This window comes from Enterobacter cloacae complex sp. 2022EL-00981 (assembly GCF_028737495.1).
In the GTDB taxonomy this organism is placed as follows: domain Bacteria; phylum Pseudomonadota; class Gammaproteobacteria; order Enterobacterales; family Enterobacteriaceae; genus Enterobacter; species Enterobacter cloacae.
In genome coordinates, this window is sequence record NZ_JAQZRK010000023.1 from 62,125 (window position 1) to 83,405 (window position 21,281).

Below are 21,281 nucleotides of genomic sequence, written 5' to 3' on the forward strand. Positions count from 1 at the left end.
CTAAAACTCAAACTGATAGAGCAGATCAAGTGCCTGGTCTACGCCGGACACTGCTTCCAGATATAGCTTAGGCATCAGGCGATAGCGTAACGTGAGAGTTGCCAGCGAGTCAAAGATCCCCACGCCATATTTTACCTGCAGACCCGGCAGTACATAGCCGCTGACCACCACCTGCGAGGAGTCACCCACGCCCTGGGTGTCCAGCGCCAGATTGCTTACGCCGAACGTCTCACCGATTTTACCCACAACCTGACCACTTTGTGCAACCCCCAGACCCACTAACATTGAGGTCATCGCTGCACTGTCGCTTTGGCCGCTATCCAGGCCCTGACCACGCAGCAGGTAAGAGAGTGCTTCCTGCTGGGACATCGCCGGGTCGGAGAAGATCTCCGCCTTCGGTTCGTCGGCCGAACCGGTGACGCGCACGCCCGCAATCACGTCGTTTTCTGTCGCTTCCGGGTTACGAATCGCTTCAATGTTGAGCAGCGGCTGATCCGGCGGACCGGAGAACAGCAGTTCACCTTTACGCACTATCAAATCCTGACCATAAGCATGGAAGCGCCCTTCAGGAATGTTGATCTGCCCGTTCAGGCCAAGCCCCTGTCTGTCCTGCGCCACTTTCAGGTCACCCGTCAGGCGTGCCTTCAGCCCAAACGCGTTCAGACGAACGTTATTCCCCACATGCACGGTAAGATTGCTGTTGATCGGAATGCCCGCGCTTTGCTGATTAATCGGCTTGAGGTTATCGTCGAGCATCACTTCATCACTGGAGACGCCCACCGCGCTTTCCGGCACCTCGTGAACCACGATGCGCGCCCACGGCACGTCCACGTTCCCGTCGAGGGTAAAGAGGCTCGGCGTTGCTTCAAAGACGATATCCGGCGAGACATCCAGACGTACCATCGGCGGTACGGTGATCCTCACCTTGCTGCCTTTCGCGGCGATACGGGCGCGCCAGTTATCAAGCTGGCTCCAGTCGGCGTCACCGCTGAGGTTGATTTGCCCCTGCTGGGTCAGCACCGAGCCGTTCAGCGTTGAGCTCATCCCGTTGAAGTTCATCGTAATCTGGCTTGGCTGCATATCGAACGGCATAAAGTTGCCGTCGATATCCACACCGTTTAGCTGCATCTGACCGAACAGCTGCGGGCTTTGCGCGTTGCCCGCCAGCCGCAGGTTCGCGTTGAGCATCCCCGCCGCTTTTTCACCGCGCGAGAAAATCGGGTTAACCATCGCCAGGTTGAAGTTGCGAATAGAGACGTTCCCGCCCAGATTACGTCGCCCTTGTGGGTCAGTAATCTGCACCTTACCGTCGAACTGGCCATTATTGGTCAGGCGGATAAGCCACCCCAGCTCGGCGCGGTTGTTGTGCAGATCCGCGCTCAGGTTCAGGGTATCAAACGCCACCGGCAGCGGCGCGTTGTTGACATCCTGTGTCACCTTCACGTTGCGGCCAGAAAGCGTCACGCTGCCCTGTGGCAGCCCCTCTTTGGTGGTGTCCCAGGCCACATCAGCCTTCCCGCTAAAGACGCCGCTCGCCTGAGTGGTATCCGGCATGAACGGTTTTAACATCGCCAGATCAAAACGATTGAGGGTGATCTGCGCGCGCCCTTCCGCTCCCGCGTCGATGGTCTGCGGCACACACAGCTCCGCATTCGGGTTGGTCCAGCAGTGTGGGCCAATGCTGATCTTTTGTTCGGCATTGCGGTAGTCCAGGGCAATAGCGCGTGACAGCACCAATGGCCCTACCGGGGTGTTGAAACGGGTATTGTCGAGCGTCCCTTTCCAGCGCTCCGCCTTGCGGTCGAAGCTCCCCGTCAGGTGAAGCTGCCCGGAAACCGGCTCGCCCTGCACGCGCAGCTGGAGGTCGTGCTGCTTCTCGTTGCCTTTGGCGTCCAGGGTCACCAGATTAATGTTCACGTCCGGCTGAGAAATGCGTTCCACGCGCAGGTTCAGGTTACCGCCGATCTGATCGGTGGATTTCACATCCCCGTCAACGCGAACGCGGGCGATGGACAGCTCCTGCCAGCGCAGGTTACTGGCCGTGATATCCGCCAGCAACTGCGGTGCATCCACCGTGCCGCGCACCTTAAGCAGCCCCTTCGCCGTGCCGCCAAGCCCCGGAAGGGCGTTATCCAGATTCGGCGCATCGATAGTGGCGTCGAGGTTCAGATCTTTCACCCCCAGTTCACCTTTGATATCCGCCGTGTTGCGCCCCAGCGCCACGTGCAGACCCGGGATCACCCACTGCAGGTAGCTGTTGCCTTTGAGCGAACCTTCTACGTTAACCTTGTTCTGCTTCACGTTACCGGTGAGCTTGATTTCCGGGACATCCATCTGCCACGTGCCGCCGTACAGGCTGCCGCGGGTTTTGATAAGACCGTCCAGTTTTGACGGCCAGTCCGGCACCTCTTTCGCCGTGTTAATCCCCGAGAGCTTCAGCTCACCGCGCCAGCTGATCGCCTGCTGCCAGTCGAGCAGCGCGGTCAGCTCGGTTTTGCCTTCCAGCGCCGCAACGGTCAGTTTGTCGAGATTAACCTGCTGTTCATTCCCTTTTGCATCCAGCGTGATCGTGGCGGGTGGCACGTCCTGGCCCTTCACGGCGGTACGGAACGACAGCGTGTAATCGGTCATCTTGCCGCTCAGCTTCAGCTTCAGGTCATCGGCCTGGAACTGTTTTTCGCCGGTGAACGGCCAGTACAGCTGCTTGCTGACCACCTCAAGGTTAAGTGGCAGTCCGGCTTCCGCCAGCTGGGTTTGCGCGCGCAGGACCATGTCCACCGGGCCGGAGAGATTCACCCCGACATCCAGCTTGTCGCGTAGCGCGCCGCCCACCTTGACCTTCACTTTTTCGCCTTTCAGCGGATCGATGTTGAGCGCGCTGTTCAGGGTAATATCCACCGGCCAGTTGTCACGCAGCAGGGCATGACCCGAGGCATTGACAGAGCCCTGGTTGGTGTCGATATCCAGCGCGTCGAGCTTCATGTTGCCGTCGATGCTGCTGACCTTCAGCAACATGTTATAGACCGTGAGATCGGTGTCGCCAGTCAGACGCAACTGCTCGCCCTTGAACGCTTCGATATTCAGGTTCAGCGGCAGGTGCACGTCCGTCATCTCCGGCAGGACGGGCTTCGAGAACAGATCTTTCAGCGTTTCACCCAGCGGTTTCTCTTCCGGCTGTGGGTTCTGGATCTTCGGCTCGACGATCTCCTCTTGCGCCACGTCCGCCACCTTCGGCAGCGCGATCAGCAATCCCTGCAGGGTGGTTGGCGTCAGGGTGAGGTTTTTCTCCTGCCAGCGCAGGCCGGAGGTGAAATCCATCACCGATACGGTGGTGTCATCGATTTTGACATTGACGTTGTCCAGCGCCACCCGATAAAGCGCAATCGGGTACGGTGTCGAGAGATTCAGCGGGCCGCTGTCCTCTTCTTCAACCGGCGCTGATTTCGGCATTTTCTCCGAATCAATCGCCACGTTCACATCTTTTAGCGACAGGTCGTTGACGCAGAGCTTACTGTCCCGCAGGCAACCCAGCCTGACGGCAAGGTGAAACTCGCCCGCGTTGACCGCAACGCCAGGCTGCTCGTAGCGAATATTCTTCAGACGTAGATCGCGCCAGCCGCCCGTCACCTGGCCGATTTCCAGCCCGGGTACCCAGCGGTTCGCCGCGTTAAACAGCAGATGCAGGCCGGTTGTCGTGCCCACCAGAAACGCCACCGTACCGAGCAGCAGCACGATAAAAATCAGTACTCCGAGGCTTATCTTCTTCCATAAACTCATAATTCAGGCCCCAGACCGATGTAAAACTGTAAACCGTGTTCTTCTTTGTCACCCACCGGCACAGCGAAGTCGAGCTTGATGGGCCCGACGGGCGACTGCCAGCGCACGCCCACGCCCGCGCCGGTTTTGAAATCACTGCGGCGGATATCGCTCACCGCTTCGCCGCCGTCCACAAACATGGCGCCCCACCATTTTCCGCTGACGTTGTACTGGTACTCCAGCGAGCCGGTCGCCAGCTTGGAGGCCCCGATCAGCTTGCCGTCATCATCTTTAGGCGCGATGGATTTGTATTTGTAGCCGCGGATACTGCGGTCGCCCCCGGCGAAGAAGCGCAGGTCGGGCGGGACTTTGTCGAAGTCGCCGGTTTCAATCCAGCCGAGGTTCCCGCGCATCACAAAGCGGTGTTTGTCATACAGCGTGCGGATCCAGACGTTTTGCGCCTGAATCACCGAGAAATCCACATCGGAACCCCACATGGTGTTGGAGTAATCGATAGAGTAACGCTGGGAATCGCCCCAGGTCGGCATCAGGCCGCCGCGTGAGCGGGTACGGCTGATCATCACCCCCGGATAGAGCAGCATGGTGGTGTTGGTGACGTTGGCCTGGGTAAAGTGGTCAAGACTCCAGCGCAGGTTAATGGCGCGCTGCCAGCCGCTGGAGAGATCCCAGAATCGGGATACGGCAAGCGTGGTGGAATCCGACTCGGTATCGTTCAGATCGGTACGCTTAAAGCCCCCCTGGACCAGGTAATACTGCTCAAGCGGGTTCTTCAGCAGCGGGATTTTGTAGCTGAAGTCGAGCTGTTGCTCCGGGGCTGAGATACTGGCACTGGTGGTCAGGCTATGGCCGTACGAGTTCATCCACGGCTTTTTCCAGGTCGCCCTCACGCGCGGCCCCACGTCCGTTGAATAGCCAGCCCCGGTCTCAATGGTGTTTTCGGTGCGTGGCGACACCACACCGTGCAGTGGTAATACCTTGGTTTTGCGGGCCTTTTCAAACTCCGGCGCAACAACCACCGAATTAAACCACCCGGTTGCCGACAGGCGGCGGTTCAGCTCGGCCAGATCGCGTGAATGGTAGTAGTCACCCTTTTTGAACGGCACGAGGTTTTGCAGGTACTCTTCACGAATTTGCGAGCCTTCGAACGTCACGTCGCCAAAGCGGTAGCGTTCGCCGCTGTCGTAGTCAATATCCCAGAAGGCCTGGCGTCTGCCCAGCGCAATGCCCAGCTGGCTTTTATTGAACTGGCTGTCGAAGTAGCCCTTGCGTAAGGAGACGCTCGTCAGCGATTTTTTGAAACTGTCGTAATCACCGTGATTCAGTACGGTACCAATTTTAGGCCGCGTACTGAGCAGATCCAGATAATCGCGATCGGTACGCGCGCCGCCGCGTAACACCACATTGGTGCCGCCTATCAGCACCGGCTCACCCGGCGAGACGCGGGCAATAAGCACCTGCCGCCCCTTTTTTGGCGGTGGGCGGAGATCGAAATCGATGGTGGGTTCGTAATATCCCAGGGCTTTTAGCCCTTCGCGTATCGCGTCATCCACGCGTGCACGAAAACGCCGGTCCGGCGTCACTTCGTCACTTTCAATCGTCGACAGCTGTGCACGCACGTTTTTTTCCAGCGCCCCGGATAACCCCTCAACCTGCAAACGGACATTCGCCGCGCTGGCAACCCCGCTTGTCAGCAAGACACTGACCAAACATAACTGGCGGATTTTTGTCACGTTCTCTCCTGAATATCCCTGTTTCCACCCTGGAAGCAAATGAAGTGCCGCTCCGCGGCAAAATACGGCCTGTTGGCCAAAAAACCCAATTCTCGGGTTGAAAAAGGGTGTAACACCCAAATATTTCTTATGATTAAATCTAGACTCATTCAGCGCATTTATTGTGTTCAATTAAACGCTTCGTGACAACCTTAACCGAAACATCGCACCCCGGGAGGCCCCATCGTGAGTTTATTCGACAAAAAGCATCTGGTTTCACAAGCAGATGCATTACCGGGACGCAACACCCCTATGCCAGTCGCAACCTTACACGCCGTGAATGGCCATTCCATGACCAACGTACCTGAAGGCATGGAAATCGCCCTGTTTGCCATGGGCTGCTTCTGGGGCGTGGAACGCCTCTACTGGCAGTTGCCTGGCGTCTACAGCACCGCGGCGGGCTACACGGGCGGATATACGCCAAACCCCACCTACCGCGAAGTCTGCTCCGGCGAGACCGGCCATGCTGAAGCCGTACGCGTGGTATACGACCCGTCCGTCATCAGCTATGAACAGCTGCTGCAGGTATTCTGGGAAAACCACGACCCGGCGCAGGGTATGCGTCAGGGTAATGACCATGGCACCCAGTATCGTTCGGCGATTTATCCGCTCACGCCTGAGCAGGAAGCCGCCGCACTCGCCAGTAAGGAGCGTTTCCAGCAGGCCATGCGCGACGCAGGTGATACGCGCGAGGTGACAACGGAAATCACCACCGCGAAACCGTTCTACTATGCCGAGGACGACCACCAGCAGTATCTGCACAAAAATCCGTACGGCTACTGCGGAATTGGTGGCATCGGCGTGTGCCTGCCGCCGCAGCTTGCCTGATTACTGATCCAGCGCCACGCGAGCCGCGTGGCGCGTGGCATTACTGACTGAGCCGTAATCCATGACTTTGCCCTGCAACAGCAGGTTATAGACCGGCGCCTGAGGTCGGTTGAGCCGCGTTTGCAGCAGGTGTACGGCCTCAATCCCCAGCTCACGGCAGGGCACCGTGACGCCTGTGATCGGTTTTTCCAGACGGTGCGCTAAATTCCATGCAAAATCGGTCGTAATGAGCGAAATGTCTTCCGGAATGCGCAGCCCGTGGCGCGTTAACGCCCTGATCACCCCCTCCGTCATGCTGGTACTGTTCGGGAAAATCACCTCTGGCCACTGCGATCTGTCATGACTTAACAGCCATGCATCCAGCGCCCGCTCGGCCTCCTCTGCCGTAAACCACTCCGTCACCAGCAAATCACGCTGGGGATCAAAGGCCACGTGAAAATGGCGGTACGCCTCTTTAATGCCGTCCAGACGCGCATACAGCGTCTCACGCCGCAGGCAGGTGAGCGTGAGCACTCGGCGGTGCCCCTGCTCAAAAAGGTACTGCATGGCGGTGAAACCAATCGCCCGGTGATCGGGTGATACGGCGTCCAGCACCCGATCCCGATCAACGGAGTTAATCAATACGCAGGGCTTATTCAGCGTGCTCGCCAGTTTAAAGATGGTGGAATCATCAGTCCCAATAATTATTATTGCGTTGATATTCTTATGGCTGGCCTTTTCCATAAACAATTTCACGTCGGCGTGCTGCTCTTCTAATCCGCAGCAACTGACCCACACGTTATGCGGGGCGCACGCTTCAGCAATGCCTTTGGTCACTTCCAGATAAAAAATGTCTCCACGCCCCTGAAAAGTTCTTTCCGGGGCAAAGACAGCGATACCGTTAATTAACAGCCTTCCGCTTGCCATTGCCTCCAGAACACCTAATTCGCGCGCGGTGCGAACGATCGCGTCACGGGCTTTATCGCTGGCATAAGACTTGCCGCTTAATACCCGCGAAACCGTGCTGACGGAATACCCCGTCAGGGTCGCAATCTCCTCCATTTTTAACCTGCCCGGCATAGTGTGACCTCGCTCTCAATCAGTTTTTGCAAATATTTGCAGAAACAGCGCTTTGATTTTAAAACCAAATTTCAGAGACCCTGGAGATTACTTAAACAGCTTGCGAGTATTCTCACAAAAACACATTGTCGCTGCGGCTCCCCTTTCCTATTTTCCGGTCATCCCTCATTTCAACTGAAATTAAGGTGTGACATGGAGAAGGTACGTTTTGGCATTATCGGAATAGGTAATATCGGTACGGTCCACGCCCGTTATTTACTGGCGGGTACGGTCAGTGACGCATGCCTGGCGGCAGTTTGTGATAATGCACCGGAAAAGCATCCGGCCATTCGCCAGCTGGTCGGCTCCCTCCCCCTTTTCAGCGACGCGCAGGAGATGCTTCAGAGCGGGCTTATCGACGCGGTGATTGTCGCAACACCGCACTACGAGCATCCGCGTCTGTCGATGCTGGCAATGCGCCACGGCATCCACACGCTCTGCGAAAAACCGGCCGGCGTGTATACGGCGCAGGTGCAGGAGATGAACGCCTGTGCCCAGACCTGCGATGTGGTGTTCGGCATCATGTACAACCAGCGCCCGAACCCGCTCTACCAGAAGGTGAAAGATCTGATCGACAGCGGCGAGCTGGGTGAGATCCGCCGCTCCAACTGGATCATTACCAACTGGTATCGCTCGCAGAGCTACTACAACTCCGGCGGCTGGCGCGCCACCTGGAAAGGAGAAGGCGGTGGCGTACTGCTCAATCAGGACCCGCATCAGCTTGATCTCTGGCAGTGGCTGGTTGGTATGCCGATCCGTCTGCGCGCGTTTTGCCAGTTTGGTAAGCATCGCGACATTGAAGTGGAAGATGAGGTCACCGCCTACGCCGAATACGCCAACGGTGCGACGGGCGTATTTATCACGACCGTGGCTGAAACGCCGGGGACCAACCGGCTGGAGATCGTCGGCGATCGCGGCAAGGTGGTCGTCGAAGAAGGGAAACTGCGCTACTGGCGGCTGCGGGAATCTGAAACCGCCTTCAACGCCCGCTGGCAAAACGGCTTTGGTGAACCGGAATGCTGGGAGGTCACGCTTCCCGTCGGCCCGGAATGCAGCGAACACCACGTCATTACCGCCAATTTCTGCGGCGCCATCCTGCGCGGCGAGCCACTCATTGCCCCGGGGCTGGAAGGGATCCACGGATTAACACTCTCCAACGCCATGCACCTCTCCACCTGGACCGACGACTGGGTCGACCTCCCGCTCAACGAGAAACAGTATCTGCGCTTGCTTCAACAGCGTATCAGCACCTCAGTGGCTAAAGAGACCGCCAGCGTCACGCTGGATGCCTCCGGCACCTGGTAACTCAGGAGAAGAAACGATGTTAAATGTCGCTATCGTGGGAACAGGAAATATCTCGCATAACCATATTCAGGGTTATTTGCAGTTTGGCCAACGCTGCCGGATCGTCGCGCTGGTCGATATCTACCCGGAAAAAGCCCACGAGAAAAAAGCACGCTACAACCTGACGGACGCACGCGTGTATGAAAGCCACGAGCAGATGCTGGCGTCAGAGCCAGATATCGATATCGTCGACGTCTGCACGCCGCCCTACGTTCATGCAGAGATAAGCATTAATGCCCTCAATGCGGGTTGCCATGTGCTGTGCGAAAAACCGATGGCCGCCTCGCTGGAGGAGTGCGACGCCATGATCGCCGCGCAACAGGCCAGCGGTAAATTGCTCGCCATCATCGCTCAAAACCGCTTTACCGATGCCTTCTGGCGTTTAAAAGCGGCGCTGGATTCGGGCCTTGCTGGCAAGGTGTGCCATGCCCAGGTGGACTCGTTCTGGTGGCGCGGACACTGCTACTACGACCTGTGGTGGCGCGGCACCTGGGAAAAAGAGGGCGGCGGCTGCACCCTTAACCACGCTGTTCACCACATCGACGCCATTCAGTGGATGCAGGGCTTCCCGTCTGAAGTGGTGGCTATGATGACCAACGTGGCGCACGACAACGCTGAAGTCGAAGATCTCAGCGCGGCAATATTTAAATACCCCAGCGGCGCACTCACTCAGCTAACCGCCTCGGTCGTGCACCATGGCGAAGATCAGAAAATCATTATCCAGGGTGAAAAGGCGCGCATCTCCGCACCGTGGCAGGCCTTTGCCAGCGTCAGCGCTGATAACGGCTTCCCCCAGGAGGATCGGGACCGGCAACGGGAAGCGCAGCTTAACGCCGTTTTTCACGAGACGCCGAAGCTCGAATGGACGCTGCACACCGGGCAGATTAATGACCTGCTGTATGCCATCGAGCACGGCACGGCGCCGTTAGTGGATGGCCTGCAGGGCAAACGCTCGCTGGAGCTGATAACCGCGATTTATAAATCCGCCATCACCCGCTGCGTGGTTTCGCTGCCGATTCAACGCGACGATCCGTTTTACCGTACCGGCGGGACCAACGCCCTCGCCCCCCGTTTTTATGAAAAATCCGCAAGCGTCGCCAACTTCAGCGAAGTCGGTGCGATTCCCCTGGGCAAAGATCTGGATGAAGGAGTGACATCATGAACAAAAATGACGGCATGAACTACGCGCCAGTGGGTAAACCTCAGCCCGTTGTCAGGGAAGGAGAGTTTGTCTTTGCCGCTGCCGCGCTCGACCACGGCCATATCTACGGCATGAGTAACGGCCTGATTGAAGCGGGCGCCACGCTGAAATGGGTCTACGACCCCGATCCGGCAAAAGTGGACAAATTCATTCAGCAGTATCCGCAGGCCAGGGTTGCAGACTCCCTGGATGTCATACTCGCCGACGATGAGGTGCGTCTGGTAGCTGGCGCCGCCATTCCCGCCGAGCGCTGCGCGCTGGGGCTAAAAGCGATGGCCGCAGGCAAAGATTACTTCACCGATAAAGCCCCCCTTACCACCCTTGAACAACTGGCGGATGCCAAAGCCATGGTGGAAAAAACGGGCCGGAAATACGCAGTGTATTACAGCGAACGCCTGCATGTTGAGAGCGCGGTCTTTGCCGGACAGCTGGTGCAGCAAGGGGCCATTGGCCGCGTCGTACAAACGCTGGGGACGGGCCCGCACCGGGAAGGGACCGGCCGCCCGGACTGGTTCTACGATCGGCGCTATTTCGGCGGCATTCTATGCGATATCGGCAGCCATCAGATTGAGCAGTTCCTGTTTTATACCGGCAACAGTGACGCCATCGTGGTGGCAAGCCAGGTACGGAACGTTAAACACCCCCAGTACCCCGCCTTCGAAGATTTTGGCGATGCCATGCTGAAAGGGGAAAACGGCGCCAGCGGCTATTTCCGCTGCGACTGGTTTACCCCTGACGGGCTCTCGACCTGGGGCGATGGCCGCCTGACGCTGCTGGGCACCGAAGGCTATATCGAGATCCGCAAATATGTCGATCTCACCCGTGGTGAACAGGACGTAGTGTATCTCGTCAATAACGAGGGGGAGTTCCGTTATCCGGTCGCCGGCCAGGTCGGATTCCCGTTCTTTGGCGAACTGATCCTCGACTGTTTGCATCGTACTGAACATGCCATGACCCAGGCTCACGCCTTTAAGGCGGCGGAGCTCTGCGTGAAGGCACAGATGCTGGCCAACGCAACAGCATAACGGGAGGCGACAATGAAGCTCCTGAACACGGCGGTGATCGGCGCCGGAGCGATTCACGGTTGCCACGTGAATGCGCTGCGCCAGCTCCCCAACGTTGCGCTGCGCGCGCTGGCAGATATCGACAGCGTCAAAGGGCTGAAGCTGGCATTGGGCTATCAGTGCCGCTTCTATCAGGATTACCGGGAGATGCTGCTGGATGATGCCATCGATGTGATCCATATCTGCACGCCGCACTTTGAGCATAAAAGCATGATTCTGGCGGCCCTCGCCGCCGGAAAGCATGTTTTCTGCGAAAAACCGGTGGGCATGAACAGCAGCGAACTGGTGGATATCACCCGCGCCGCTGACAAGGCGTCGGGTCTGCTCGGCGTGTGTTATCAGAACCGGCTCAACCCCACCAGCCTGCGCATTCGCCAGGCGCTGGACGAAGGCGAGCTGGGGAAAATGCTCAGCATCAAAGCGGTGCTGACGTGGTCACGCTCGGGCGCGTACTACACCCAAAGTCCGTGGCGTGGGCGACTGGCTACGGAAGGAGGCAGCCTGCTGATCAACCAGGCCATTCATACCCTCGACCTGATGCAGTGGTTCGCCGGCGGCGTGACGCGTGTGAAAGGTGTGGTGGATAGCGGTGAGCTGGCGGACGTGACGGAAGGCGAAGACAGCGCGATGGCCACGCTGCACTTTGCTAACGGCGCGCGCGGCCTGTTTTACGCCAGCAACTGCAATACCACCGATTCCCCGCTTCTGATGGAGATCCACTGCGAGCAGGGCTCGCTGCTGCTGAACAACAACACGCTCTGGCGCGTGACGCCGGGCGAGCGCGTCAGGCTCACCTGCGACGACTCCCCGGACGGTTCGGTCAAAAGCTACTGGGGGCTGGGCCACCAGCAGGCGATCCGCCGTTTTTATCAGGCTATCACTCACCCCGGTTACACGGATTACACCGATATCCGTGAAGCCGGGAAATCACTCACCCTTGTGGAGGCTATTTATCGATCATCTCAATTAAGGCAATGGATAGAAATCAATTAATAGAACGTAATTTGTATTCCAGCAGTAAATAAAAAACGACCCGACAGATCGGGTTAATCATTACCCTACACTGGATATTATTATGGTCAAACCAACTGAACGTAGAGTGGGTTATGGCGTGGCGCTCGGCTACGGTATAACCGATCTGTTTGGCGGAGGCGCTTTCGCCATTATCGGCACCTGGCTTTTATTTTTTTACACCACCTATTGCGGGCTCTCTGTCGTCGAAGCGGGTTCGATATTTGCTATTGCCCGCGTCATTGATGCGTTATTAAGCCCGATTATGGGTTATATTACTGATAATTTCGGTGATACCTGGCTCGGGCGTAAATTTGGCCGTCGCCGCTTCTTTTTATTACTCAGTTCGCCCTTAATGTTTCTGTATGCCCTGCTGTGGCTTACGGACATGGGTTACTGGTATTACCTTGGCACTTACCTCTCTATTGAGCTATTGTCGGCGATGGTGCTGGTGCCCTGGGAAACCCTGGCCGCTGAGATGACTAACCGGTATGAAGAGCGTAGCCGTCTCTCCGGCGTGCGTATGATCTGCTCTCAGCTCGGCGGCTTTCTTGCGGTTTCCGTTCCCGGCGTCATTATGCAGTTCACGGGGAAAGATAATCCGTTTACCTATACTCTTACCGCGCTGATATTCTCCTGCGTATTCTGTATTGCGGTATTTATTACCTGGTACACCACCTGGGAAGCGAAAGATGTGCAACAGCCATCCACGTTTAAAGTGGATAAACAGCGCAGCAGCGGATTAATTAATCACCTGAAATATCTGGTGCTGGATCTCTTTTCCTCTTTCCGTATTCGCGCGTTCCGCCTGCATATTATTATTTATATCTTTTCATTTACGGCGATGGACGTATTCGGTTCGGTCTTTACCTATTATGTCGTGTATTGTCTGAGCCAGGACGCGGCAGCCGTCTCCGGCTGGCTGAGCATTGCGGCTTTCGCCTCGGTACCTGGCACATATGGATTTATGCTGTTGCTGAACAGGCTGAATGTCTCCCCTTCTGCCGCCTTGCGCCTCTCTTATGGCGGGATATTCTTCGTGCTGGTGTTCCTGTTTACGGTCTACCTGACCAAAACCCAGGTGCCCACGCTGCTGTTCACGGCGGTCTTTATCCTGCTGGGCGCCACCCGCGCGGGCCTCTATTACATACCGTGGAATATCTACAGCTTCATTCCTGATATTGACGAGATGGTGACGCAGCAGCGCCGCGAAGGGATTTTTGCCGGGGTAATGGTCCTGACCCGCAAAAGCACCGTGGCGATCGCCATCATGATTATTGGCCTGGTCCTGCAGGAGTCCGGCTTTGTGAAGGGCGGCGGCGCACAGCCTGAAAGCGCGCTGGGGGCGATTATAGGCCTGATGATCTTCGCGACGGCAGCCCTGCTGGCGGTGAGCTTCTTCACTACCTATAAATTCAAGCTCACCCGCGACACGCATAAGCTGCTTCTCAAGGAGATTGCCCGCCGTAAGCTGGGCGGTGATTACCGCGACTGCGATGCCAATACCCGCGTGGTGATAAAACAGCTCACAGGCTATGAGTACGATCAGGTGTGGGGAGGCGATGCTGCCCGTCGTGCAGTGAACAACGTCGGGTTATCGGCCGCAAAATAGCGCGTCTCGCCGGGCCGGTTCCCCACCTGCCCGGCCTCTTACTAGCTGTAATGTCAGACCTCTAAGTGGATTTAGATTCACTGAAATAATTTTTATTTTACAGAGTCAACTATTTCACTTAAAAAGTCATTGAAATTATCAAAGGAACCATATATCGACTCTGTAGAGGCATTGTCACGAATTTCAAATAAATTCATTTTTGTATCATAAGTAAACAATGACATTCCATCCTCCCCAATAACCAATCGTTCTTGTAATTCGGGATCTAAATAATCATTATTACGATAAAACTCATTCATAATGAACAAATTTTTAACTATTGGTTCTGGAATTGATAAACTAAACATTGTCAGCCCATTATACTCAAATCCATCCATTGTTTTGATGAATGTAGTATAATCAGGTTGATTAGCTAAAAGAAGACAAATTTCATTTCCAATTTGATCCAGTATTGGTGATGCAGTATTTCTATGTCCTTTTGTTAGACTGTCAAGAAATGATGTGTTAATAGGTTGCTGTACTGGGTATTCTAAATCTGTCATCATCTTTCTTAATTCTATTAGTAGATCTGTTACATTTGATTTCATTTTCATACCCATCAAATTATTTAAGCGGATAAATCGAACCATTAGGCATAACCCATGGAATTACTTTGCTGTCTCCCGGTAGCATACCTCTTGTCGATGTTCGCTGCATATTTGTTAACACCTTATGAAACGGTTCTTTTTCAATCAATGATAAGTTATCAAAGGCATTTGTGCCACCATCATCCAATGGTAGTTTATGATGAACTTCCCAGCCATCTGGTACTGTACCCTTACTCATTTTGAACAAATCTGAAGGTTCGAAGACGTTAGCTGCATCTGAAGAACTGGATAATTGATTAAGAAATTTCTTCCTCACTGTATTATTAAATTCTTTCCTCAGTAACATAGTTTCAGAAGGATCACGTTTTATATAATTTATTTCTTTCACTTCTATATTGTTTAATAGTTTTGTCTCTCCTCTTACTTTACCTAAGTAGTTATACACTTCTCCAAAAGACTCGCTATTAGGTCGTTTCGCTAACAGAATTGAAGCCGCCGCAATAGCTGTACCAGCCGTTTGTTCATTCAGAACCTGATCATACCCCTTTACAGCATCTCCACCTAACTGCTCAGCTGTTTTCCTGAATCCCTCAATGTTACCATTGTAGACACCGCCAGCCGCCAGTAGACGTCCTGCAGCCTTGCTGTTAATTGTCTGGTATGTCGGCTCAGAAGCAGGTGCTGATATTCCGCCTGAGAAAGATAAAGCAAACGAAGTTGGGCGGGGCTTTCCTGAACGGTAGTGCCTGCATCCGACAGAATTCCTGTACTCTCTCAGGATCCGTTCAGCCCCGTTCATTTCAAACACATGGTAATTCCTGCAGATAAGCTGGCCTTCTTCATCAATATAGAAAAGTTCTCCAGGGGAACCGTAACGGTTTAACATCACAACTTCACCTCTGAAGACAAGGTATCTCAGCCGCCTTTCTGTGTTGAATCCATTTGAATGATTGTTCTGATAAGCGTAGCTACGTGAACAGGATGGTCGTGGCCTGAGCCCTTCGACATGATAATGATCACGATACCTGTCATCGAATTCATACTCCTGTCTGATGTAATCCCATGTGACAGAAGGGCGAGTAATCAACTCATACTTCTCTGGTTCAAGGTTATCCCTGGACAGGTAAAACAAGTTAAATCCCGGTAAGCTAAAACTCATACCAACTCCTTTTGGTAACGATCTGTGCATTTTATAACCGCATCGCCTTGAAAACAAAACGATTGTTTTGACCTGCTCCACGCGGATTTCCCATTAGTACACAAAAATGTGACCTCTGGCAGGTTTACATCTCTTTACGCTATACTACCCGCTGAAATAATCAGCTCAACGCTACGAGCTGACGTTCAATGTGTTTCCACACAAATGGTATCAACTTCCCTTCCGAGGATCTGGCGAGAAGCCGGATAAACTATGTTAAACAGTATTTTAGTAATACTTTGTCTGATAGCCGTCAGCGCATTTTTCTCGATATCCGAGATCTCGCTGGCCGCGTCCCGTAAAATCAAACTTAAGCTGCTTGCCGACGAAGGCAACATCAATGCTTCCCGTATCCTGAAGATGCAGGAAAATCCTGGAACGTTCTTCACCGTGGTACAAATTGGCCTGAACGCGGTCGCTATTCTCGGCGGTATCGTGGGGGATGCAGCGTTTTCTCCGGCCTTTTACAGCCTGTTCGTCCAGTACATGTCCGCCGAACTTGCCGAGCAGATGAGCTTTATTCTCTCCTTCTCGCTGGTCACCGGGATGTTCATCCTGTTCGCTGACCTGACCCCGAAACGCATCGGTATGATTGCGCCAGAAGCTGTGGCTTTGCGTATCATCAACCCGATGCGCTTCTGCCTGTTCGTGTTCCGTCCGCTGGTGTGGTTCTTCAACGGCCTGGCGAACGTCATCTTCCGCATCTTTAAACTGCCGATGGTGCGTAAAGATGACATCACCTCCGACGACATCTACGCCGTGGTAGAAGCCGGTGCGCTGGCCGGGGTGCTGCGTAAGCAAGAGCATGAGCTGATCGAAAATGTGTTCGAGCTGGAATCCCGTACCGTGCCCTCTTCCATGACGGGCCGTGAAAGCGTGATTTGGTTCGATCTGCATGAAGACGAGCAGAGCCTGAAGAATAAAGTCGCGGAGCACCCGCACTCTAAATTCCTGGTCTGTAATGAAGATATCGACCACATCATCGGCTATGTGGACTCCAAAGATCTGCTGAACCGCGTGCTGGCGAACCAAAGCCTGGCGCTTAACAGCGGCGTGCAGATCCGCAATACCCTGATTGTACCGGACACGTTGACGCTCTCTGAAGCGCTGGAAAGTTTCAAAACCGCCGGTGAAGACTTCGCCGTTATCATGAACGAATACGCGCTGGTGGTGGGTATCATTACCCTCAACGACGTCATGACCACGCTGATGGGTGACCTGGTCGGCCAGGGTCTGGAAGAGCAGATTGTGGCGCGTGATGAGAACTCATGGCTGATTGACGGCGCAACGCCAATCGACGACGTGATGCGCGTGCTGGATATCGACGAGTTCCCGCAGTCAGGCAACTACGAGACCATCGGCGGCTTTATGATGTTTATGCTGCGTAAAATCCCGAAGCGCACCGACTCGGTGAAGTTCTCCGGCTACAAGTTTGAAGTGGTGGATATTGATAACTACCGCATCGACCAGCTGCTGGTGACGCGTATTGATAACAAACCGACCGTGCTGGTGCCGAAGCTGCCGGATGCGGAAGAGAAGGTGTCGGCGTAAGGTTCCTGCCCCCACAAACATCAACGGCTCCCATCGGGAGCCGTTTTTTTAACTACTGCATAGCACGTTGGTTAAGCCATCTCAGTTTGCAGACGCATAACCTGACGGTTGACTTCGGACATCACAGACAAGTGCTGTTTGTCCTTCACTTTTGGGACAAGGATCTTGCCCTTATCAAACTCAAAAGCGCCAACATCCTTGATATACAACCGTCCACGGAACAGGATCTTCACGTACTTCGCCACCTGAAGCGGGTTGTAGCGTTGGAAAATTTTCATTCTTGTATCTCCTGCGAATCATACGCTCTTGCGGCGCCACAATCGGCCCGACTGTTCTGAGCGCAAATTTTGTTGCCCAATGACTATAGACCAGAACTACGTAGTTACCCAGTGTGCATAAGTTTATTTACCGTTTGATTACAATTATTCAGAATAATCTTTTCAAACTGTGACTACAGGCAGTATAAGCCGTCGTTTTTTTATGGATATGTGCGTTCGCCCGCAAACTGGCATCGGGATTGCGGGAAAAGCCCATTGATCGCACTTATGATTAAAAGCGTAAGACCAAGTGGTCGGATCACCTGCATACAATAAGGAAACACCATGACCCTACGTAACATTCTTGCAGCCGCATGCCTGCTCCTGCCCCTGTGGGCGAGTGCCCACAACATTGAAAAAGGACAACGCGTACCGCCAGTCGGCATTGCTGACCGGGGAGAATTGATTCTCGACAATGATAAGTTTAGCTACAAACCGTGGAATAGCGCGCAGCTCGCGGGCAAAGTGAGAGTTGTACAACATATTGCCGGTCGTACATCTGCAAAAGAGAAAAACGCAAACCTGGTGGAAGCGATCAAGGCCGCAAAATTCCCGCATGACCGCTATCAGACCACCACCATTGTGAACACCGACGATGCCATCCCTGGCTCCGGGATGTTTGTGCGCTCAAGCCTTGAGAGCAACAAAAAGCTCTACCCATGGTCGCAGTTTATTGTCGACAGCAACGGCGTGACGCGCAAAGCCTGGCAGCTTGAGGAAGAGAGTTCCGCGATTATCGTGCTGGATAAAAACGGCCAGGTGCAGTGGGTAAAAGACGGGGCGTTAACCCAGGAAGAGGTGCAGCAGGTGGTTGATCTGCTGCACAAGCTGCTGGCTCAGTAAAGAGAGACCCGGAAGCCTGGATTGAGGAATGATTCGCGCGGGGTGTAGTCCAGCGGCTTGCCCTGCCAGTCATGAACATGCGCACCCGCGGCCGCGGCTACCGCGTGGCCGGCTGCCGTGTCCCAGATGTTCGTCGGCCCGAAACGGGGATAGAGCTGCGCCTGCCCCTCCGCCACCAGACAGAATTTCAGCGAGGAGCCAATCGAGGTCGTCTGATGTTCACCCAACTGTTGCAGGTACTCTTCCAACTCGCTGTCGCTGTGCGAGCGGCTGATGACCACCAGCGGAGGGCGCGCATCGCGCACCTGGATCGGCTTGCGGACACCACACTCTTCCTTCCAGGCCTTGCCTTCCGCGGCGCTGTACATCACTTTCATCACCGGCGCGTAAACCACCCCAAGCACCGCCTTGCCCTTGTCGATCAGGGCGATATTCACGGTGAATTCACCGTTACGCTTGATAAACTCTTTGGTGCCGTCCAGAGGATCGACCAGCCAGTAACGCTGCCAGTGCTGACGCTCATCCCAGCTCTGCGGCGCTTCTTCTGAAAGCACGGGGATCTCTGGCGTGAGTGCCTGTAGCCCTTTCATGATCACGCCATGCGCCGCGATATCCGCCGCCGTGACCGGGGAATCATCCGCCTTGCTGACAACGTTCATCGGTTGTGCGCCGTCATACACCTGCATGATGGCATCGCCCGCATCCCGTGCGAGCTGACAAATTTTATCTAACATTCTCCACCTCTTCGTTAACGCAGTGGGTATAACTCTTTGTTTTATTTATATCGTAATGTGAACAATTCCGCTATCTGTGAAGCAATTCCGGTTTCATCGCCCTTTTTTCTGGCAGGATTCACACTTCTGTAAGCAACAAACGATAGATACATATTCTTTTGTGGCCTGGATCGAAAAAAGGACTCCTCTGATGATTAAGTTTAGCGCAACGCTCCTGGCGACGCTGATTGCAGCGAGCGTACAGGCGGCGACGGTCGATCTCCGTATTCTGGAAACCACCGACCTGCACAGCAATATGATGGACTTCGATTACTACAAAGATACCCCTACGGAAAAATTCGGACTGGTACGCACGGCAAGTTTGATCAATGCCGCCCGCAATGAAGTAAAAAATAGCGTGCTGGTCGACAACGGTGATTTGATTCAGGGGAGTCCGCTGGGTGACTACATGGCGGCAAAGGGGCTGAAAAAAGGCGAGATCCACCCGGTGTATAAAGCGATGAACCCCCTGGATTATACCGTCGGCAACCTCGGTAACCACGAATTCAACTATGGTCTTAAATACCTGCACGATGCGCTGGCAGGCGCAAAATTCCCGTACGTTAACGCCAATATCATCGACGTTAAGACCAAAAAGCCGCTTTTCACCCCTTATCTGATTAAAGAGACCGAGGTTGTTGATCAGGACGGTAAAAAGCAGACGCTGAAAATTGGCTACATCGGCTTTGTACCGCCCCAGATCATGACCTGGGATAAAGCCAATCTCACCGGCAAAGTTACCGTTAACGACATCACCGAAACGGCGCGTAAATACGTACCGGAGATGCGTGAAAAAGGGGCGGATGTTGTGGTCGTTGTCGCCCACTCGGGCCTCTCTGCCGATCCGTATCAGGTGATGGCGGAAAACTCGGTTTACTACCTGAGCGAAGTGCCGGGCGTGGACGCGATCCTCTTCGGCCACGCTCATGCGGTCTTCCCGGGTAAGGATTTTGCCAGCATCAAAGGGGCAGATATCGACAAAGGAACGCTCAACGGCGTGCCGGCGGTAATGCCCGGCATGTGGGGCGACCATCTTGGCGTGGTGGATCTGGTACTCAATAACGACAGCGGCAGCTGGAAGGTGACCGGATCCAAAGCCGAAGCGCGCCCCATCTACGATGCTGCCGCCAAAAAATCACTGGCGGCTGAAGACCAAAAACTCCTCGACGTGCTCAAACATGACCACGACGCCACCCGCGAATTCGTTAGCAAGCCGATCGGCAAATCCGCCGACAACATGTACAGCTATCTGGCGCTGATACAGGATGACCCAACCGTTCAGGTGGTCAACATGGCGCAGAAAGCCTATGCCGAACATTTTGTTCAGGGCGATCCGGACTTAGCCAACCTGCCGGTGCTTTCCGCCGCCGCACCGTTCAAAGTGGGCGGACGTAAAAATGACCCGGCCAGCTATGTTGAAGTGGAAAAAGGCCAGCTGACGTTCCGTAACGCCGCCGATCTCTATCTCTACCCGAACACGCTGGTCGTGGTTAAAGCAACGGGTAAAGAGGTGAAAGAGTGGCTGGAATGCTCCGCCGGGCAGTTTAACCAGATCGATCCGAAGAGCAGCAAGCCGCAGTCGTTGATTAACTGGGACGGGTTCCGCACCTATAACTTCGACGTTATCGACGGGGTGGATTATCAGATTGATGTCACCCAGCCGGCGAAATATGACGGTGAGTGCCAGGCGATTAATCCGCAGGCAGAGCGCATCAAAAACCTGACCTTCAAGGGCAAACCTGTCGATCCGGCGGCCACCTTCCTGGTGGTGACCAATAACTATCGCGCGTATGGCGGCAAATTTGCCGGCACCGGCGATAGCCACATTGCTTTTGCATCCCCGGATGAGAACCGCTCGGTGCTGGCCGCCTGGATCAGCGCTGAGTCGAAAAAGGCGGGAGAGATTCATCCGGCGGTCGATAACAACTGGCGTCTGGCCCCGATCCACAGCGATACCCCACTGGATATTCGCATTGAAACATCTCCGTCGGATAAGGCTGCGGCGTTTATTAAGGAGAAGGCGCAGTATCCGATGAAGAAGGTTGCGACGGATGATATCGGGTTCGCCATTTATCAGGTAGATTTAAGTAAGTAAAAGCAAAACGGCAACGCACGTTGCCGTTTTTAGTGTTTATTCCCTCTCCCTGTGGGCTGAGGGATCCCCAGTAATATGGTCATGCAACCATGACCATATTACTGTACTCTTTTCCCAGCTTTTTCATCTCGTTAACTATATTCAGCCGTCTCACTTTCCCGGGCTCATGCCGGATGACTTCTTCTGCCAGACTCAGGTATGACAGCACCCGTC

Annotated in this window: 16 protein-coding genes; 9 read left to right on the forward strand and 7 right to left on the reverse strand. The window is 54.6% G+C overall.

Going from position 1 to position 21,281, the window contains the following annotated elements:
• Both tamB and tamA read right to left on the reverse strand, forming a co-directional pair.
• Positions 1-3,777: an autotransporter assembly complex protein TamB gene (gene tamB / locus PUZ33_RS18135; protein ID WP_040020477.1), complete on the reverse strand. Its 3,777-nt coding sequence runs from the start codon at positions 3,775-3,777 to the stop codon at positions 1-3.
• A complete protein-coding gene (gene tamA / locus PUZ33_RS18140) occupies positions 3,774-5,507 on the reverse strand; it encodes an autotransporter assembly complex protein TamA (RefSeq protein WP_013095333.1) in 1,734 nt (577 codons plus the stop codon). Before tamA ends, tamB begins: the two co-directional genes overlap by 4 nt.
• 225 nt (positions 5,508-5,732) lie before the next feature.
• Between tamA and msrA the strand changes: the two genes are divergently transcribed.
• A complete protein-coding gene (msrA, locus tag PUZ33_RS18145) occupies positions 5,733-6,374 on the forward strand; it encodes a peptide-methionine (S)-S-oxide reductase MsrA (protein WP_014830428.1) in 642 nt (213 codons plus the stop codon).
• On the opposite strand, the gene PUZ33_RS18150 is transcribed toward msrA, so the two are convergent.
• Entirely contained in the window at positions 6,375-7,433 is a 1,059-nt protein-coding gene (locus PUZ33_RS18150; RefSeq protein ID WP_029882373.1) for a LacI family DNA-binding transcriptional regulator, read from the reverse strand.
• A gap of 192 nt (positions 7,434-7,625) precedes the next feature.
• Between PUZ33_RS18150 and PUZ33_RS18155 the strand changes: the two genes are divergently transcribed.
• The 5 genes from PUZ33_RS18155 (at position 7,626) to PUZ33_RS18175 (ending at position 13,704) form a co-directional block, all read left to right on the forward strand.
• A complete protein-coding gene (locus tag PUZ33_RS18155) occupies positions 7,626-8,777 on the forward strand; it encodes a Gfo/Idh/MocA family protein (protein WP_038984259.1) in 1,152 nt (383 codons plus the stop codon).
• A gap of 16 nt (positions 8,778-8,793) precedes the next feature.
• Positions 8,794-9,978, forward strand: a complete 1,185-nt coding sequence (locus PUZ33_RS18160; protein ID WP_038984258.1) for a Gfo/Idh/MocA family protein — start codon at positions 8,794-8,796, stop codon at positions 9,976-9,978.
• Complete coding sequence (locus PUZ33_RS18165; RefSeq protein WP_045902448.1) at positions 9,975-11,042, forward strand: Gfo/Idh/MocA family protein; 1,068 nt, start codon at positions 9,975-9,977, stop codon at positions 11,040-11,042. Before PUZ33_RS18160 ends, PUZ33_RS18165 begins: the two co-directional genes overlap by 4 nt.
• Positions 11,043-11,054: 12 nt before the next feature.
• On the forward strand, positions 11,055-12,074 hold the full coding sequence (locus PUZ33_RS18170; RefSeq protein ID WP_058680815.1) for a Gfo/Idh/MocA family protein: 1,020 nt from the start codon (positions 11,055-11,057) through the stop codon (positions 12,072-12,074).
• An 82-nt stretch (positions 12,075-12,156) separates the two neighbouring features.
• Positions 12,157-13,704, forward strand: coding sequence for an MFS transporter (locus tag PUZ33_RS18175; RefSeq protein ID WP_252107839.1), 1,548 nt, complete (start codon positions 12,157-12,159; stop codon positions 13,702-13,704).
• A 92-nt stretch (positions 13,705-13,796) separates the two neighbouring features.
• Here PUZ33_RS18175 and PUZ33_RS18180 read toward each other — a convergent pair whose 3' ends face one another.
• Entirely contained in the window at positions 13,797-14,291 is a 495-nt protein-coding gene (locus PUZ33_RS18180; RefSeq protein ID WP_376739897.1) for a YrhA family protein, read from the reverse strand.
• 16 nt (positions 14,292-14,307) lie between these two features.
• Positions 14,308-15,450: an HNH endonuclease signature motif containing protein gene (locus PUZ33_RS18185; protein WP_062676746.1), complete on the reverse strand. Its 1,143-nt coding sequence runs from the start codon at positions 15,448-15,450 to the stop codon at positions 14,308-14,310.
• Between the two features lie 252 nt (positions 15,451-15,702).
• On the opposite strand from PUZ33_RS18185, the gene PUZ33_RS18190 reads away from it, so the two are divergent.
• The gene (locus tag PUZ33_RS18190) at positions 15,703-17,040 is read left to right on the forward strand and encodes a hemolysin family protein (RefSeq protein WP_013095324.1); all 1,338 of its coding nucleotides are present in this window, start codon (positions 15,703-15,705) and stop codon (positions 17,038-17,040) included.
• Between the two features lie 71 nt (positions 17,041-17,111).
• On the opposite strand, the gene PUZ33_RS18195 is transcribed toward PUZ33_RS18190, so the two are convergent.
• The gene (locus tag PUZ33_RS18195) at positions 17,112-17,318 is read right to left on the reverse strand and encodes a DUF1107 domain-containing protein (protein ID WP_008501430.1); all 207 of its coding nucleotides are present in this window, start codon (positions 17,316-17,318) and stop codon (positions 17,112-17,114) included.
• Between the two features lie 324 nt (positions 17,319-17,642).
• Between PUZ33_RS18195 and PUZ33_RS18200 the strand changes: the two genes are divergently transcribed.
• Positions 17,643-18,200 (forward strand): YtfJ family protein, encoded by a 558-nt coding sequence (locus PUZ33_RS18200; RefSeq protein WP_013095323.1) that lies wholly within the window; start codon positions 17,643-17,645, stop codon positions 18,198-18,200.
• On the opposite strand, the gene cysQ is transcribed toward PUZ33_RS18200, so the two are convergent.
• Positions 18,194-18,934 (reverse strand): 3'(2'),5'-bisphosphate nucleotidase CysQ, encoded by a 741-nt coding sequence (cysQ, locus tag PUZ33_RS18205; RefSeq protein ID WP_013095322.1) that lies wholly within the window; start codon positions 18,932-18,934, stop codon positions 18,194-18,196. The two genes, PUZ33_RS18200 and cysQ, sit on opposite strands and share 7 nt — an antisense overlap.
• Before the next feature lie 190 nt (positions 18,935-19,124).
• On the opposite strand from cysQ, the gene cpdB reads away from it, so the two are divergent.
• Complete coding sequence (gene cpdB / locus PUZ33_RS18210) at positions 19,125-21,068, forward strand: 2',3'-cyclic-nucleotide 2'-phosphodiesterase (protein ID WP_058680769.1); 1,944 nt, start codon at positions 19,125-19,127, stop codon at positions 21,066-21,068.
• The last annotated feature ends 213 nt before the right edge of the window (positions 21,069-21,281 follow it).